Source organism: Xanthomonas sp. WHRI 7065 (genome assembly GCF_040203115.2).
Classification (GTDB): domain Bacteria; phylum Pseudomonadota; class Gammaproteobacteria; order Xanthomonadales; family Xanthomonadaceae; genus Xanthomonas; species Xanthomonas arboricola.
Genome location: NZ_CP168194.1, coordinates 2,104,410 through 2,120,945 on the forward strand (window position 1 = coordinate 2,104,410; position 16,536 = coordinate 2,120,945).

At 66.1% G+C, this 16,536-nt stretch carries 11 protein-coding genes; 7 read left to right on the forward strand and 4 right to left on the reverse strand.

The features are described from left to right. Positions 1–121: 121 nt before the first annotated feature. The 4 genes from panD (at position 122) to ABQY64_RS09175 (ending at position 3,143) form a co-directional block, all read left to right on the forward strand. Positions 122–502 (forward strand): aspartate 1-decarboxylase, encoded by a 381-nt coding sequence (gene panD, locus ABQY64_RS09160; protein ID WP_349780028.1) that lies wholly within the window; start codon positions 122–124, stop codon positions 500–502. Beyond that, positions 499–2,013 (forward strand): glucose-6-phosphate isomerase, encoded by a 1,515-nt coding sequence (gene pgi, locus ABQY64_RS09165; RefSeq protein ID WP_065048970.1) that lies wholly within the window; start codon positions 499–501, stop codon positions 2,011–2,013. The genes panD and pgi overlap by 4 nt, the downstream gene beginning before the upstream one ends. A 158-nt stretch (positions 2,014–2,171) precedes the next feature. After that, positions 2,172–2,516 (forward strand): type II toxin-antitoxin system prevent-host-death family antitoxin, encoded by a 345-nt coding sequence (locus tag ABQY64_RS09170; protein ID WP_104627810.1) that lies wholly within the window; start codon positions 2,172–2,174, stop codon positions 2,514–2,516. Between the two features lie 3 nt (positions 2,517–2,519). Continuing rightward, a complete protein-coding gene (locus tag ABQY64_RS09175) occupies positions 2,520–3,143 on the forward strand; it encodes an AAA family ATPase (protein ID WP_126968828.1) in 624 nt (207 codons plus the stop codon). A 332-nt stretch (positions 3,144–3,475) separates the two neighbouring features. On the opposite strand, the gene ABQY64_RS09180 is transcribed toward ABQY64_RS09175, so the two are convergent. Then, the gene (locus ABQY64_RS09180) at positions 3,476–5,431 is read right to left on the reverse strand and encodes a PhoX family phosphatase (protein ID WP_104554972.1); all 1,956 of its coding nucleotides are present in this window, start codon (positions 5,429–5,431) and stop codon (positions 3,476–3,478) included. Between the two features lie 435 nt (positions 5,432–5,866). On the opposite strand from ABQY64_RS09180, the gene ABQY64_RS09185 reads away from it, so the two are divergent. Together ABQY64_RS09185 and ABQY64_RS09190 are read left to right on the forward strand one after the other, a co-directional pair. Next, positions 5,867–8,479: an exo 1,3/1,4-beta-D-glucan glucohydrolase gene (locus tag ABQY64_RS09185; RefSeq protein WP_115511252.1), complete on the forward strand. Its 2,613-nt coding sequence runs from the start codon at positions 5,867–5,869 to the stop codon at positions 8,477–8,479. 257 nt (positions 8,480–8,736) lie between these two features. Further along, positions 8,737–10,299, forward strand: coding sequence for a sodium/sugar symporter (locus ABQY64_RS09190; protein ID WP_039509865.1), 1,563 nt, complete (start codon positions 8,737–8,739; stop codon positions 10,297–10,299). A gap of 93 nt (positions 10,300–10,392) precedes the next feature. On the opposite strand, the gene ABQY64_RS09195 is transcribed toward ABQY64_RS09190, so the two are convergent. Further along, positions 10,393–12,249 carry a GGDEF and EAL domain-containing protein gene (locus ABQY64_RS09195; RefSeq protein WP_349780029.1) on the reverse strand — a complete coding sequence of 619 codons (1,857 nt, stop codon included), beginning with the start codon at positions 12,247–12,249 and terminating at the stop codon, positions 10,393–10,395. 481 nt (positions 12,250–12,730) lie between these two features. Between ABQY64_RS09195 and ABQY64_RS09200 the strand changes: the two genes are divergently transcribed. Beyond that, positions 12,731–13,687 (forward strand): glycoside hydrolase family 5 protein, encoded by a 957-nt coding sequence (locus tag ABQY64_RS09200; RefSeq protein ID WP_104554975.1) that lies wholly within the window; start codon positions 12,731–12,733, stop codon positions 13,685–13,687. Positions 13,688–14,713: 1,026 nt separating this feature from the next. Here the strand turns inward: ABQY64_RS09200 and ABQY64_RS09205 are convergent. Next, on the reverse strand, positions 14,714–15,292 hold the full coding sequence (locus ABQY64_RS09205; protein WP_016903100.1) for a response regulator transcription factor: 579 nt from the start codon (positions 15,290–15,292) through the stop codon (positions 14,714–14,716). After that, positions 15,289–16,515 carry an ATP-binding protein gene (locus ABQY64_RS09210; RefSeq protein ID WP_016903101.1) on the reverse strand — a complete coding sequence of 409 codons (1,227 nt, stop codon included), beginning with the start codon at positions 16,513–16,515 and terminating at the stop codon, positions 15,289–15,291. Before ABQY64_RS09210 ends, ABQY64_RS09205 begins: the two co-directional genes overlap by 4 nt. Between the last annotated feature and the right edge of the window lie 21 nt (positions 16,516–16,536).

Below are 16,536 nucleotides of genomic sequence, written 5' to 3' on the forward strand. Positions count from 1 at the left end.
TCCTGCGCACAGGCGTGTTTGTCCAGTGCCGGCCTGAAGCCCTCACCACCGGTTGCGTGGCAGGCCGGTGGACACCGGCGCTTTCCGCTAAAATGCCGGCTTTCCTTTGCCGTTGCCCGTCATGCACCTGTCCCTGCTGAAAGCCAAGATCCACCGCGCCACCGTCACCCATTCCGAGCTCAATTACGAAGGCTCGATCGCCATCGACGGCCTGCTGCTGGAAGCCACCGGCATCCGTGAGTTCGAACAGGTGCATATCTGGGACGTCACCAACGGTGCGCGTTTCAGCACCTATGCCATCCGTGCCGACGAAGGCAGCGGCATCATTTCGCTCAATGGCGGCGCCGCGCGTCACGTGCAGGTCGGCGACCTGATCATCGTGGCCGCCTTTGCCAGCATTAGCGAAGCCGAAGCCGAGACCTTCAAGCCCAATCTGGTATACGTGGACGGCAGCAACACGATCACCCACACCAACCACAGCATCCCCACGCAGGCCGCATGACACACACCAACGGATTCGACGCGCTTCACGCCCACGCCCAGCGCCTGCGCGGCGCTGCCATCCCCGCATTGCTTGCCGCCGAGCCGCAACGGCCGACGCAATACGCCAGGCAGGTCGGTCCGTTGTATTTCAATTTCGCGCGGCAGAAGTACGACCGCGCCGCGCTGGATGCCTTGTTCGCCATCGCGCGCGAGCGTGACCTGGCCGGCGCGTTCCAGCGCCTGTTCCGCGGCGAGCAGGTCAATGTCACCGAACAGCGCGCTGCATTGCACACCGCATTGCGCGGCGACCTGACCGATGCGCCGGTGGCCTCCGAAGCGTATGCCACCGCCGCTGAAGTCCGCCAACGCATGGGCGCGCTGATCCAGCAGCTGGAAGCCACCGACGTCACCGATATCGTCAGCGTCGGCATTGGCGGCTCGGACCTGGGGCCGCGGCTGGTGGCCGATGCCTTGCGGGCGCCGTCGGGTGCGCGTTTCCGCGTGCATTTCGTCTCCAACGTCGATGGCGCGGCGATGCAGCGCACGCTGGCCACGCTGGACCCGGCACATACCGCCGGCATCCTGATTTCCAAGACCTTCGGCACCCAGGAAACGCTGCTCAACGGCAGCATCCTGCACGCCTGGCTGGGCGGCAGCGAGCGCCTGTACGCGGTGAGTGCCAATCCCGAGCGCGCTGCCAAGGCCTTCGACATCGCACCGAGCCGCGTGCTGCCGATGTGGGACTGGGTCGGTGGGCGTTATTCGCTGTGGTCGGCGGTGGGGTTCCCGATCGCGCTGGCGATCGGCTTCGAGCGTTTCGAACAATTGCTGGAAGGTGCTGCGCAGTTCGACGCGCATGTGCTCGACACGCCACTGGAAGAAAACGTCGCCGTGCTGCACGGCCTAACTGCGGTGTGGAACCGCAACCTGCTCGGCAGCGCCACGCATGCGGTGATGACCTACGACCAGCGTCTGGCCCTGCTGCCGGCCTACCTGCAGCAACTGGTGATGGAAAGCCTGGGCAAGCGGGTCAAGCTCGACGGTTCTGCAGTGGACAGCGACACCGTGTCGGTGTGGTGGGGCGGTGCGGGCACCGATGTGCAGCACAGTTTCTTCCAGGCGCTGCACCAGGGCACCAGCGTGGTGCCGGCCGATTTCATCGGCACCGTGCACAACGACGATCCGTATGCGGAGAACCACGTCGCGCTGATGGCCAACGTGCTGGCGCAGACCGAAGCGCTGGCCAACGGCCAGGACAGCAGCGATCCGCACCGCAGCTATCCGGGCGGTCGCCCGAGCACGGTGATTCTGCTCGATGCGCTGACCCCGCAGGCGCTGGGTGCGCTGATCTCGATGTACGAGCACAGTGTCTACGTGCAGTCGGTGATGTGGGGCATCAACGCGTTCGATCAGTTCGGCGTGGAGCTGGGCAAGCAGCTGGCCAGCCAGTTGCTGCCGGCGCTGAAGGGCGAGTCGGCCGACGTGGCCGACCCGGTGACGCGCGAGCTACTGGCCAAGCTGCGCGGCTGAGCCTGTTGCGCATCGATGGGTGTCAGACGACGGGGCCTGCGGGCCCCGTTTCGTTTCTGGAGCACCTGCCTGGCGATAAATTTGGACTAAATGGCCAAATTTCCCCAAATGGGACGTTGGGAGTAGGCTGAAGCCACCACAGCGCGCAGGACCGTCCCATGTCTCGCCTCCAGGATCTGCCCGAGCTCGAAAAATCCCCCGCCGCCGACATCAAGGTGAAGGGCTGGCCCAGCCTGATGCGCAAGGTGCGCTCGCATGGCGCGGTGGTCATCACCAACCACAATCACCCCGAGGCGGTGGTGGTGGACGCGGAGGAATACCGCCGGCTGGTCAGCCAGGCGAGTGCAGCGACGGCCTCCTCGACGCGCGCGCAGTCGCTGCAGGCATTGCAGGCCAGGTTCGATGCGCATCTTGCTGCGGTGACCGATGGCGCAGGCCTGGCCCAGGTGATCGGCAAGCCGGCACGCCGGGGCAGCAAGATCGCGCTGGGGCCGTCGCTCTAAATCGTGGGGAACATTCTGGTGCTGGCCGGCGTCAACGGCGCCGGCAAGAGTTCGCTGCTGGGCAGCCTGCTGCGGGAAGACGGTGCCACCTGGTTCAACCCGGATGCGTTCACCCGTGACCTGGTGGAGCAGGGCTGGTCACCCGAAGATGCTAATGCGCAAGCCTGGCAGGAAGGTGTGCGGCGGCTGCGTCAGGCCATGGACGCCGGCCACGACTATGCATTCGAAACCACCCTGGGCGCGACCACCATCCCGCGCCTGCTGCGGCAGGCCTGCGCGACGCACACGGTGGCGGTCTGGTTCTGCGGCCTGTCCAGCGTCGAGCTGCATATCGCACGTGTGGCAGCGCGCGTGGCCGCGGGCGGGCATGCCATCCCCGAGCACAAGATCCGCGAACGTTACGATGCCTCGCGCGCCAACCTGATCGCGCTGTTGCCGCACCTGTCGGTGCTGCATGTCTACGACAACAGCGCGCCTGCCGACGCGACCGGGCAGGTCGCGCCGCTGCTGGTGCTGGAACTGGACCGCAACGGCCTGCAGCACCCGCAAACGCCCGAAGAATTGGCGCAGGTGCCCGAATGGGCCAAGCCCATCGTGATGGCGGCGCTGGAGGTGCGGCAGTCCTGAACCGCGCGCTCAGGCACTTGCGGTCTGATCTGCTTCTCACTGACGCTGCCAGACATCCATCGACTCACCCGTAGGAGCGCACCCGGGCGCGACAGGCCTACCGGCAAAGCTCCTCGCGCCCAGGTGCGCTCCTACTGGCCTTGCGACAGCAGCGAGAACGCCACGCTGCACGTGTCAGCCTCACCCGTAGGAGCGCACCCGGGCGCGACAGGCATACCGGGAAAGCTCTTCGCGCCCAGGTGCGCTCCTACTGGCCTTGCGACAGCAGCGAGACGCCATGCTGCACGTGTCGGCTGTAGCGTCACGCAGCGCTGCAACTGCAACGGCGGCGCTTACGCCTTGCCCAGCTTCACCGCTACCGGGTCGCCGGTGAGGTAGCCCACCGCTGCGCCGAAACGGTTCTTGTAGTTGGCGCGGATCAGCGGATCCAACGTGGCCTTGACGGTGTCGTGCAGCGGGCTTTCCCAGTCGCCGGGATGCTGGAAATTGCTCATCACGTAGGTCCAGCCGTGGATCTGGTCGACCGCATGCAGGCCGGTGGATTCGGCGCCGGCCGGCACCGACAGCACCCGCGTCAGCGTGCCGCTGTCCACGTTGTAGGCCCACAGGAAATTGTTCACGTGCAGGCTGCTGTCTTCGCCGATGAACAAGGTGCGCAGCGCTTCGGAGAACTTGAGGTTGTCCGGGTTGGCCAGCCGTTCCGGGTCGGCCAGGTTGCCCAGCGCGTCGGCCTTGGCCAGATCGTGGCCGGTAAGCGCGGCCGGTGCGGCCATGTCGATCGGCACCCAGTCGCTGTGGATCGGCGCACCGTGGTTGTCGCGCTGGCCGCCACGCAGATTCAGGGCGTATACCGCACCCGCATCCGGGCCTTCCACCTTCACGTCGCCCGAGCCGTTGCGCATGCTGGTGACGATGTAGGACATCGCCATGTAGGCGATCTTGTCGCGGGCGTTGACGGTGGTGCCTTCGAGCTTGGTGAAGCCCAGGCTGCCGCCGGCCAGCGCCGCGTAGCGATGGGTTTCCAGATAGGTCGCCGCCTTCTCCATGCCCGGCTTGATGCGGATCCAGTTGAAGGTGCCGTTGAACGGGATCTTGGTAAACGACGCATCGCCCGGGTCGCTCAGATGCACGTCGAGGATGTCGGCGGCGGTCAGACGGTCGGCCATGGCCTGGATCTCGGCGCTGGTGGCGTGGCCGAGCTTGATCCAGCGCAACGTGGCCGCGCCCGGGCCCACGCCCGAGGTCTGCTGCCACTTGCCCACGTACAAGGTGCCGGCCGACAGGTCCGCCTTGCGGTCGGCGATGAACATGAAAAGACCGCCATTGGTGGCATCGTCGCCCATCAGCACGGTGCGCTGGTCGGGCATCACCTGCACCAGCTCGTGCGAGATGCGGCCCAGGCAGTAGTGCTTGCGAACGCTCCCGGTGCCGTCCGGGTGCACGGTGATTTCGGGCAGGTGGCCGTAGTGATACGGATTGGCTTTTTCCGGGTCGCCGTACAGATGCGTGCTGTAGCTGCGGAACTGGGTGTTGCCGGCCAGCGCGGTGGCGTCGGGTTCGTACTCTTCGCTGGACAGGTGGGTATTCCACGGCGACAGGCTGGCGCCGCAGGTGGTCCACAGCCCGTGCACCGGCGCGGTGTCGACGTTGTGGTACTTCACCAGCGACAGCTTGCCGGTGGCCGGGTCCTGATCCAGCGTCAGCACCGCGATCGGCGCGGGCAGGTGGCGGTTGGTGTCGTTGCCGGCCTGGTCGCGGGTGGTGTATTCGAACTGCACCACCGCAAACACGTGGTTGCCCTTGACCCCGGGCACCTTGGCATCGGGCAGGGTCAGCAGCGAGGAGCCGTCCGGGCAATCGGAAAAGAACGGGCGTTCGGCACCGGGTTTGGAGCGGTCGATGATCGGCCGATGCTGGATGTCGTAATAGCCACCGGCCAGCACGGTGCCGCCCTTGCCGTCGGGCACCTGGTCGCCGGTGACGAAGAACGGGTGGTACGCAAGCGCATAACGCTGGCTGCTGCCGTCGCTGCGCGCCACCGTCAGCGCCGACCCCACCGTGGTGGTGGCCATCGCCGCGGGGTTGGCCAGGCTGGGTGCGGGCATGCCATGGAACGTGGCCGACACCAGCTGGGTCGGGTTGTCCGACGGCCGCAACGGGTGTGCGGCCAGTGCCGCGCCGCCGAGGTGTTGCAGGGCGGCGGCGCTGGCGCTGCCCAGCGGCAACAGCGGGACGGACGCCAGCAACTGCATCAGGCGGCGGCGGGCGGGATCGGGGGAGGCAGACATCGAAACTCCAGGCAAAGACGACGATCAACGATGGCCGGTGGCGCATCGGCAAGCCGGTCACGCTAGGCCCGAGGTATGACAGTTGTTTGACGGCGAGCTCACCCGTTGGCGGGCGTTCGAACACCTGCCTGCAAGCGAACCAGGCAATACCCGCGCGGGCGACAGCGGCTGCGCAGTGCGGAGCCTGCGAAGTGGTGCATTGCAGCAAAGTACGCCGCCGCGAAAGATCAAGCGCCACGCCGGATTCGGCGCTTTGCCGTGGTTTGACAGGTGCTGCCGGTATTCCAAGCCTATAGCCCGGGCCAATAAGTTGGCCGTCGTTTGGCATACAAGCGCGCGTTGTTGACAGGGTAGGGGAATCACGCAAGCGTACGCCGCCTAATGGCCTGCGGCGTCACGCATCGCCGTGGGGAGAACCACCTGGAGACCTGGATCTTGGACAAGCTGCTTCGTCGTACCGCCGCGCCTGTCGCGCGTCGTGCCCTCTCTCTGGCCACCGCCGCTGCGGTGCTGATGCTGGCCGCCTGCCAAGGCAAGGACACCGCTGCCGAGGCGAGCAAGACCGCACCGGCCGCCGCACCTGCCGAGGCGTCCACCACGATCCATCCCGACCAGTGGCCGTCGCCGAAGTGGCCGTTCGCCCAGGACCAGGCCCTGGAGCAGCGCATCACCGATGTGATGGCCAAGATGAGCGTCGAAGAGAAGGTCGCGCAGACCATCCAGGGCGACATCGCCAGCATGACCCCGGACGATGTGCGCAAGTACCGCATCGGCTCGGTGCTGGCCGGCGGCAATTCCGATCCGGGCGGCAAGTACGACGCCAGCCCGGCCGAATGGTTGAAGCTGGCCGACGCCTTCTATGAAGCGTCGATGGACACCTCCAAGGGCGGCAACGCGATTCCGATCATCTTCGGCATCGATGCGGTGCACGGCCAGAGCAACATCGTCGGCGCCACGCTGTTCCCGCACAACATCGGCCTGGGCGCCACGCGCAACCCGGAGCTGATCAAGCAGATCGGCGAAGTCACCGCCGCCGAAACCCGCGTCACCGGCATGGAGTGGACCTTCGCGCCGACCGTGGCGGTGCCGCAGGACGACCGCTGGGGCCGCAGCTACGAGGGCTATTCCGAGTCGCCGGATGTGGTGGCCAGCTTTGCCGGCAAGATGGTCGAAGGCGTGCAGGGCGTGCCGGGCACCCCGCAGTTCCTCGACGGTAGCCACGTGATTTCCTCGGTGAAGCATTTTGTCGGCGACGGCGGCACCACCGACGGCAAGGACCAGGGCGACACCAAGGTGTCCGAAGCCACCATGCGCGATATCCACGCGGCCGGTTACCCGCCGGCGATCGCGGCCGGTGCGCAGACGGTGATGGCCTCGTTCAACAGCTTCAACGGCGAGAAGATGCACGGCAACAAGGTCATGCTGACCGACGTGCTCAAGGGCCGCATGAACTTCGGCGGCTTCGTGGTCGGCGACTGGAATGGCCACGGCCAGGTCAAGGGCTGCACCAACGAAAACTGCCCGGCCTCGTTCATTGCCGGCGTCGACATGGCGATGGCCTCCGACAGCTGGAAGGGCATCTACGACACCGAACTGGCGGCAGTGAAGTCGGGCCAGATCTCGGCTGAGCGCCTGGACGATGCGGTGCGCCGGATCCTGCGCGTCAAGCTGCGCCTAGGCCTGTTCGAAGCCGGCAAGCCGTCCAAGCGCCCGCTCGGCGGCAAGTACGAATTGCTGGGCGCGCCGGAACACCGCGCGATCGCCCGCCAGGCGGTGCGCGAGTCGCTGGTGCTGCTGAAGAACCAGGCCGGCATCCTGCCGCTGGATCCGAAAAAGCGCGTGCTGGTGCTGGGCGACGGCGCCAACGACATGGGCAAGCAGTCCGGCGGCTGGACGCTGAACTGGCAGGGCACCGGCACCAAGCGCAGCGACTACCCCAATGGCAACACCATCTGGGAAGGCCTGGACAAGCAGATCAAGGCTGCCGGCGGCAAGGCCGAGCTGGCAGTCGATGGTGCGTACAAGACCAAGCCCGACGTGGCGGTGGTGGTGTTCGGTGAGAACCCGTACGCCGAGTTCCAGGGCGACATCGCCACCCTGCTGTACAAGCCGGGCGACGAGAGCGAGCTGGCGCTGATCAAGAAGCTCAAGGCCGAGGGCATCCCGGTGGTGGCGGTGTTCCTGAGCGGGCGCCCGTTGTGGATGAACCAGTACATCAACGCCGCCGATGCCTTCGTCGCCGCCTGGTTGCCGGGTTCGGAAGGCGAGGGCATTGCCGACGTGCTGCTACGCAAGGCCGATGGCACGGTACAGAACGACTTCAAGGGCAAGCTGAGCTTCTCCTGGCCCAAGACCGCGGTGCAGTTCGCCAACAACGTCGGGCAGAAGGATTACGACCCGCAGTTCAAGTTCGGCTTTGGCCTGACCTATGCCGACAAGGGCGACCTGGCTGCGTTACCGGAGGAATCGGGCGTGTCCGGCGAGCAGTCGGTGGGCGGGGTGTACTTCGTGCGCGGCAAGCCGGCGCTGGGTATTGCGATGCAGCTGTCCAATGCCGGCCAGGCCAACATGCCGGCGACCACGCTGCCGGTGGGTCTGTCCGATGGCAGCCTGAAGATGACCGCGGTCGACCACAAGGCGCAGGAAGATGCACGGCGTCTGGTCTGGTCCGGTGCCAAGGCCTCCAGCGTATTGCTGGTGTCTGGCAAGCCGGTCGATGTCTCGCGTGAGAGCAACGGCGATGTTCAGTTGCAGCTGACCGTGCGCCGCGATAGCGCGGTGACCGCGCCGGTGTGGCTGGGCGTGGGCTGTGGCGACAAGTGCGGCGGCCGCGTCGATGCGCAGAAGACTCTGGCCGCGCTGCCGCAAGGCCAGTGGAAGGTGGTGGGCGTGCCGTTGAAGTGCTTCGCAGTGGCCGGTGCGGATGTGACCAAGCTGACCCAGGTCGCCAGCATCGAAAGCGCTGCGGCGCTGGACCTGTCGGTGTCGAAGATCGCGCTGGGCGCACTCAACGAGGCCGAAGTCACGCTCGACTGCCCGGTCAAGTAAGCAGCACACCCGCAGGCGCGCTTGCGGGTATGCCCAGGTAAGAACCACATACATGCGTCGCCGGCCCCGGCGACGTGTTACAGCGGCCACCCTCAGCGGTGGTGTCATCAGCCGCCGCGGGACGCGCGCGTCGATCGGCCGGGACGGCCTGCAGCTGCGGTTCGCCGCGCTGCTGCCACGCACGTAGTGCGGGCGGCGGCAGTCTGCAGACCTGTCCGGTCCACGACGCTCAGCCCAGAGCCAGACAGGAGAGTGCAGTGGGTTTGGCGACGTTGGATATCGTGATTGTGCTGGTCTATCTGACCGGCATCTTCGTGCTCGCGCAGTGGGTCTCGCGCGAGAAGGCAGGTCACAGCAAGAGCGCCGAGGATTACTTCCTTGCCAGCAAGTCGTTGCCGTGGTGGGCGATCGGCGCCTCGCTGATCGCCGCGAACATCTCGGCCGAACAGATCATCGGCATGGCCGGTTCCGGTTATGCGATCGGCCTGGCGATCGCCTCCTACGAGTGGATGGCGGCGCTGACGCTGCTGATCGTGGGCAAGTTCTTCCTGCCGATCTTCCTGCGCAACGGCATCTACACCATGCCGCAGTTCCTGGAACAGCGGTACGGCAAGTGGATCCGCACCCTGATGGCGGTGTTCTGGCTGCTGCTGTACGTGTTCGTCAATCTCACCTCGATCCTGTGGCTGGGGTCGATCGCGGTCAGCCAGGTCACCGGCATGGACCAGACCCTGGCCCTGGCGTTGATCGGCGTATTCGCGCTGGTCTACCAGCTGTACGGCGGTCTGAAGGCGGTGGCGCTGACCGACATCGTGCAGGTCACGCTGCTGGTGCTGGGCGGCCTGCTGGTGGCCGGGCTGACCCTGGCACGGATCGGCGACGGTGCCGGCGTGCTGGCCGGCTTCAAGCATCTGTGGAGTGCGCACCCGGAGCACTTCCACATGATCCTGAGCAAGGACAACCCGTTCTACAAGGACCTGCCCGGCCTGAGCGTGCTGCTGGGCGGTCTGTGGGTGATGAACATCAGTTACTGGGGTTTCAACCAGTACATCATCCAGCGCGCGCTGGCGGCCAAGAACATCGGCGAGGCGCAGAAGGGCATGGTGTTCGCCGCGTTCCTGAAGCTGCTGATGCCGTTGGTGATCGTGGTGCCGGGCATCGCCGCGGTGGTGCTGGCGCCGGACCTGGCCAAGCCCGACCAGGCCTATCCGACCATGATGCAGCTGTTGCCGACCGGCATCCTGGGCCTGGTGTTCGCGGCGCTGGTGGCGGCGATCGTGGCCTCGCTGGCGTCGAAGATCAATTCGGTGGCGACCATCTTCACCCTGGATTTCTACGCCAAGTTCCGCCCGCAGACCGAGCAGAAGCAGCTGGTGCGCGTGGGTCGCATCGTGGCGATCGTGGCGGTGGTGATCGGCATCCTGACCGCGCGGCCGCTGCTGGGCAACTTCGATCAGGGCTTCCAGTTCATCCAGGAATTCACCGGCTTCTTTACGCCTGGCGTGGTGGTGATCTTCATGCTTGGCCTGTTCTGGAAGCGCGCCAATGAAGCCGGCGCACTGACCGCGGCGATCGGCTCGGTGGTGCTGTCGTTCGCGCTCAAGTTCGCCTGGCCGGAACTGCCATTCATGGACCGCATCGGCGTGGTGTTCGTGGCGGCGCTGGTGCTGGCAGTGCTGGTGTCGTTGATGACCGCGCCCACCCAGGCGCGCGACCTGATCCGTACCGACGATGTGGCCTACGGCACCACGCTGGGCTTCAAGGTCGGTGCGATCGGAGTGGTGGTGATCCTGATCGCGCTGTACGCGGTGTTCTGGTAATCGCCCAGTCAGTCCGCTGAAATTGGTTGTGCGCATGCGGCGCGACACTCAGGTGTCGCGCCGCATGCGTTTTGGCTGCTGTGCTGCTTCCGCTTACACCCGCGCCGCGGCCAAGCTTGCGGCGAGCAGGTTGACCGGCGCTTCGAACTGCTCATACCACGGCGTCTGCAGCCAGGTTTCCAATGCGGCCGCCGGCATCGGTTTGGCGATCCAGTAGCCCTGACCTTCGTCGCAGCCCCAGGCACGCAACTGCGTGTAGGCCTCTGCCGACTCGATGCCTTCGGCGACTACGCGCTGGCCCAGGCTGTGGCCGAGCTGGATCATCGCCGGCACCAGGGTGCGGTCGGTGCGGTTGTCCGGCAATGAGCGGATGAAGGATTGATCGATCTTCAACGAGCTGGCCGGCAGCTGCTTGAGATAGCTGAAATTGCTGTAGCCGGTGCCGAAGTCGTCGATGGCGATATGCACGCCCAACGCCGCGATGGCCGCCAATTGCTCGGCCAGATGCTCGGGGTGGCGGATCATCGCGCTTTCGGTGAATTCGATCTCCAGCCGGCGCGGATCCAGGTTGTGGCGCTCCAGGCCACGCCGCAGCAGGCCGACGAAACCGGGCCGGTCCAGATCGGCGGCCGACACGTTCAGGGCCAGATTGAAATCCAGGCCCTGTTGCTGCCAGCGCGCGGCCTGGGCGATGCCGTTGTCGATGACCCAGGCGGTGATGCGGTTGATCAACGCGGTTTTTTCGGCCATCGGCACGAAGTCGGCGGGCATTACCGGGCCGATCATCGGATGCTGCCAGCGCAGCAGCGCCTCCACTCCGACGCAGCGGTGATCGTGCAGGTCCACGCGCGGCTGGTAGTGCAGGCGTAGCTGGCTGGCGCTGTCCAGCGCGGCGGGCAGGGAAGCCAGCAGGCGAAAGGTGTTGCGCTGGGCCACGTCGTGCTTGCGCTCGTACATGCTCCACGGCACGCCACGTTCGCGCGAGATGTCCACCGAGGTGGTCAGCGAGCGGATAGTGTCGGCCGCGCCATAGCTGGTCTGCAGCGAGACCGCGCCGATCGAGGCCACTGCGGTATGCGGAATGCCCTGATGTTCCAGCGTCTCGGCAAAGGCCTTGGAGACCTTGGTGCACAGCGCGGACAGACGCTGCGTTTCGGCCTGGGCCAGAAAGCCGAAGGTGGTCGGGTCCAGCCGATACAGCGCGGTGCCGGCGGGCAGATACGCCGCCAGCCGACGCTGGGCGATGGCCACATAACCGTCGGCGTAGTCCCAGCCCAGCGCCTTGACCATGTCGCGGAAGTAATCGCTGCCGCAGATGTCGACCGCCACCGCGGTGGTGGCCGGCGCGCTGTCGCGTTGCGACAGCCAGGCATCCAGGTCCTCGGCAAAGCGCGACCGATTGGGCAGCCCGGTCGGGCCGTCGCGGTAGGTGGTGCTGCGCAGGTTTTCCACCCGCAGCACCGCCAGGTCGCGCAGGCCTTCCAGCTGGGTGATCGCTTCGGCGTCCAGGCCCGGACGCGGGCTGGTCCCGATCACACACAAGGTGCCGATGCGGTGGCCGTCGCGCAGCGTCAGCGGCGCGCCGGCGTAGAAGCGGATGAAGGGTGGCCCCAGCACCAGCGGGTTGTGGCAAAAGCGCGGATCCAGTTGCGCGTCGGGCACCACCATCACCTCGGGGGCGCGGATCGCATGCGCACAGAACGCCTGGTCACGCGGCGTTTCCTGCGGTTCCAGGCCGATGCGGGCCTTGAACCACTGACGATGCTCGTCCACCAGCGACACCAGCGCGATTTCTGCGCCAAGGTTGCGGGCGGCCATGGCGGCGATGGTCTCGAACACCGGGTCCGGCGGCGAGTCCAGCAGGCACAGGCCACGCAGGACGGACAACCGGGTCGACTCGTCGACCACGGGCGGAGGAGGGGACTTGGCGGGAGCGAGCGCGGATTGCATGCGCTTCTATCGGCCTGGAGCGTAATCCCTTGACCGATCGCGCTGGGCGCCGTTCAGTTGAAGCGGGGCTTGCCACGCGATGGCTGCGACTGAGCCGCTGCCGCGACGACAGCTGCGCGATGGCATCAGGCCACAGCATGCGGCGAGAGCCAGGCGCCAGGCCCGCGGTCGCTCTGACTCCCACGTCATGCGTGATGTAAGCAAACGTGCGGCGTCGCGGTCGGCGCTGGCGCACGGCCGCTAAACATTGGCGACGCCTTGCCGATCACTGAGGGTGCGCCTGCTTCGTTGCCCCACAACAACGTAATCGTTCAGCGCGCTTGTTTCGGCGCTTGTTCGATATGTGACAGGGGTTGCATCGGCTGACACGTCAAATTGACACAGTGTTCACGCGCACTGTGGGTGCCGCCATTGCTCGTCGTCCTCCTCTCTGTCTGGAAAATCGATCGTGAAATCACCGTTGTCTGGTTTTGCCCGCCGCATGCTGCTGGTCGTTGCAGGCCTGGCAGTGTCGTCTGCCGCACACGCGGGGCTGTCGGTGTCCGGCACACAACTACGTGAGTCCAATGGCAACACCGTGGTCTTGCGTGGCGTCAATCTGCCGCACGCCTGGTATGCAAGCCGTACCGACGCGGCCCTGGCTGCCATCGCTGCCACCGGCGCCAATAGCGTGCGCGTGGTGCTCAGTTCCGGTTATCGCTGGAACCGCACACCGGAGGCCGAGGTGTCGCGCATCATCGCGCGTTGCAAAAGCCTGGGCCTGATCGCGGTGCTGGAAGTGCACGACACCACCGGCTATGGCGAAGACGGCGCTGCCGCTGGCCTGGCCCACGCTACTGCGTACTGGACCAGCATCCGCAAGGCGCTGATCGGCAACGAAGACCAGGTCATCATCAACATCGGCAACGAGCCGTTCGGCAATCAGTTGAGCGCCAGCGAATGGGTCAACGGCCATGCAACCGCAATCGCCGCATTGCGCAAGGCCGGACTGACCCACGCCCTGATGGTGGATGCGCCGAACTGGGGCCAGGACTGGAAGTTCTACATGCGCGACAACGCTGCGGCGTTGCTGGCGCGCGACAGCCGCCGCAACCTGATCTTCAGCGTGCACATGTACGAAGTGTTCGGCAGCGATGCGACGGTCAACAATTATCTGCGCGCCTTCCGCGATAAAAAACTGGCGCTGGTGATCGGCGAGTTCGGGGGAGACCATCGCGGCGCGCACGTGGACGAGGCAGCGATCATGCGCCGTGCCCGCGAATACAACGTCGGCTATCTGGGCTGGTCGTGGTCGGGCAATGACAGCAGCACGCAATCGCTGGACATCGCAATCGGCTGGAACGCCACGCGCCTCAGCAGCTGGGGGCGCAACCTGATCCTCGGCGCCGATGGCATCACCGCGACCTCGCGCAGGGCGAGCGTGTTCGGGCCACGTTGAGAGTGACGCCCTGCGGTCAGCGTCTTTGGTTTTTGGGATGGGTGGATAGTTAGCTGCGGAGCTGCCATCTGCGGCTTGGCTGCAGGGCCCTTGCCTGCCCACCATCGCAGGACACGCCGCAAGTACGTCCATGTAGGCTCTTACGCGGCATCCATGCCGCGTAAGGTCCCGCGACGGTGGGCGGGCAATGACCAGTCGAGCTAGTCGGTGTGTATGGTGTTCAACAAAACAGCCGGCAACCGGGGCGGTGTCCTCGCCGCGCCATCGACGCTGTGAGTTGGCTGCAGGGTCCTTGCCCACCCATCATCGCAGGACACGCCGCAAGTACGTCCTTGTAGGCTCTTACGCGGCATCCATGCCGCGTAAGGTCCCGCGACGGTGAGCGGGCAAGGACCAGTCGAGATGGTCGGTGTGCATGGTTTCGATAGAGCAACCGGAAACCGGTGCGGTGTCCTCGCCGTGTTCTCGACGCTGTGAATTTGCTGCAGGGCCCTTGCCCGCCCACCATCGCAGGACACGCCGCAAGTACGTCCATGTAGGCTCTTACGCGGCATCCATGCCGCGTAAGGTCCCGCGACGGTGAGCGGGTAAGGACCCGTCGAGATGGTCGGTGTCATAGTGGAAGCGACGCATGACGTGCGCTGGTCGGATCACTAAGCGTTCAATCCATCTCTGACCATTCTTCCGTCGCAAGCCGAGCAGCAAACGGGCTTTCAACACGCAAGCTGCAAACGTCGCATCTGCTGCCGCAAGCCAAGCAATACGCTTTCAAGAAAGCAGCCGGCCAACTCTCTGGCGCGGTGTCCTTGCCGGTTGCGGGACCCTTGGCGGCATGGATGCCGCCAAGGAGCCTCCATGGATGGATTCACGGCGTGTCCCGCAAGCGGCGAGGGCACCGCGCTCTCGACTCACCGAGCGTTTGAGCTATGTATCGGATCGCGCCCCAAAACAGCGCCATGGTTGAACGGAATCAAGCCTCGCGTAGCGCCTGAAAAACGCAATGGTTCAACGTCTCGATGCCAGGTCTCAACGCCCGGGCTCGCGTAACGGCCCCGGGCTTGGACGCTTGGTCAGCTTGCGCTGCAGCGAGCGTCGGTGCATGCCGAGCAGGCGTGCGGCAGCGGACACATTGCCGCCGGTTTCGTGCAGCGCCTGCTGGATGTGCTCCCACTGCAGGCGGCTGAGCGGTGTCATCATTTCCCGCGCGGTTTCTTCTTCGTCCGGCTCCGGTAGCTCGTCGTCCTCTTCGCCCAGCGCCCGCATGATGGTGGGGATATTGGCCGGCTTGGGCAGGTAGTCGTCGGCGCCGAGCTTGATCGCCTCTACCGCGGTGGCGATGCTCGCATAGCCGGTGACCAGCAGGATGCGCATGTCGGCGCGGATCTCGCGCAGCGGCTGGATCAGGCTCAGGCCGGAATCGTGGCCGAGCTTGAGATCGATCAAGGCGAAATCGGGCAAGGCGCTGCGTGCGGTCGACAGGGCACTGGCCGCGTCGGTGGCGGTCAGGGTTTCCACGCCGCGGCGGGCGAGGCTGCGCTGCAGCGTGCGCAGATACAGGGTGTCGTCGTCGACCAGCAGGCCGGTACGCAGGGGAGTGCTTGTCATGCGAGTGCCTCGTGTTCGGAGAGCGGCAGACGGAAACCGACGCGGGCGCCGCTGCCTTCGGCGGGCAGCATCCACAACTCGCCCTGCAGCCGCTCGACGGTGGCGTGCGAGAGCGCCAGCCCGACGCCCATGCCGTCGTGCTTGCCGCTGTTGAACAAGGTGCCCGGCAGCATGGCCTGCGAGGTGTCGAAGCCCGGACCGTAGTCGCGGACTTCGCCGCTGAGATGATCCTGCTCCACGCGCAGGGTGAGATCGATCTGCGGCCGGCCAGCACGTTCGCCGGCATCGGCCGCGTTGTTGAGCAGCACCATCAGCAGATGGCTGACGCCTGGCTGCAGCAGCAGGCGCATCGGTGCGTCGTCGTTGCGGCGCAGCTCGATGGTCGGGCGTACCAGCCGCCATTGTTCCAGCACGTCCTTGACCGCCACTTCGCGGCTGAGGTGGCCGTTGTCGGCCGGTGCGGCCAGCGCCAGCACGCGCTCGTGGCACTGCACCAGCAGCTCGCGCAGGGTGTCCAGATCCTCGCGCAATTCGCCTTGGTCGCATTGGTCGGCGATGTCGTCGACCAGCAGGGTCATCGTCGCCAGTGGCGTATTGAGTTCATGCGCCACCGAGGCCGCATGCGTGGCCAGCGCGACGATGCCCTCGTTGCGCGCAAAGCGCTCGCGCAGCGTGGAGATCTCGCGCTCGCGTTCGCGCATCGACAAGGCCAGCCGGGTGGCGAAGGCCAGCACCACCACCGTCGACAGCAGGAAGTTGGCCGCCATGCCCCACATGTGCAGGCTGAGCGGGTCGAAGCTGCCGTAGGGCAGTGGCAGGCCGAACGCCGCACTGATCACATACCCGGCTACACAGGACGCCGCCACCGCCATCGCCCAGCCCAGCGGCAGGGCCAGCGCGGCCAGCGCGATCAGCACCAGGAACAGCGAGCCGAACGGGTTGGCGATGCCGCCGCTCCAGCCCACCATCCAGGTCAGCACGGTGACATCGACCAGGATGTGGCCGAACTCGGTGGCCGGGCTGACCGCGCCACGGTGAGCCACCCGCAATTGCGCATACAGGTTGAACACCGCCAGTGCGGCCACGCCGGCCCACAAGGGTTGCTGCGGCAGGTCCAGGCCCATCAGGCCGGTGGCGACCAGGATGGTGGCGGCCTGGCCGGCGGTGGCCAGCCAGCGCAGGCTGCACAGGGTCCGCAGGAAGGAGGCGTCTGAGGAATTCATCACGGCAATGCTATGCGCTCG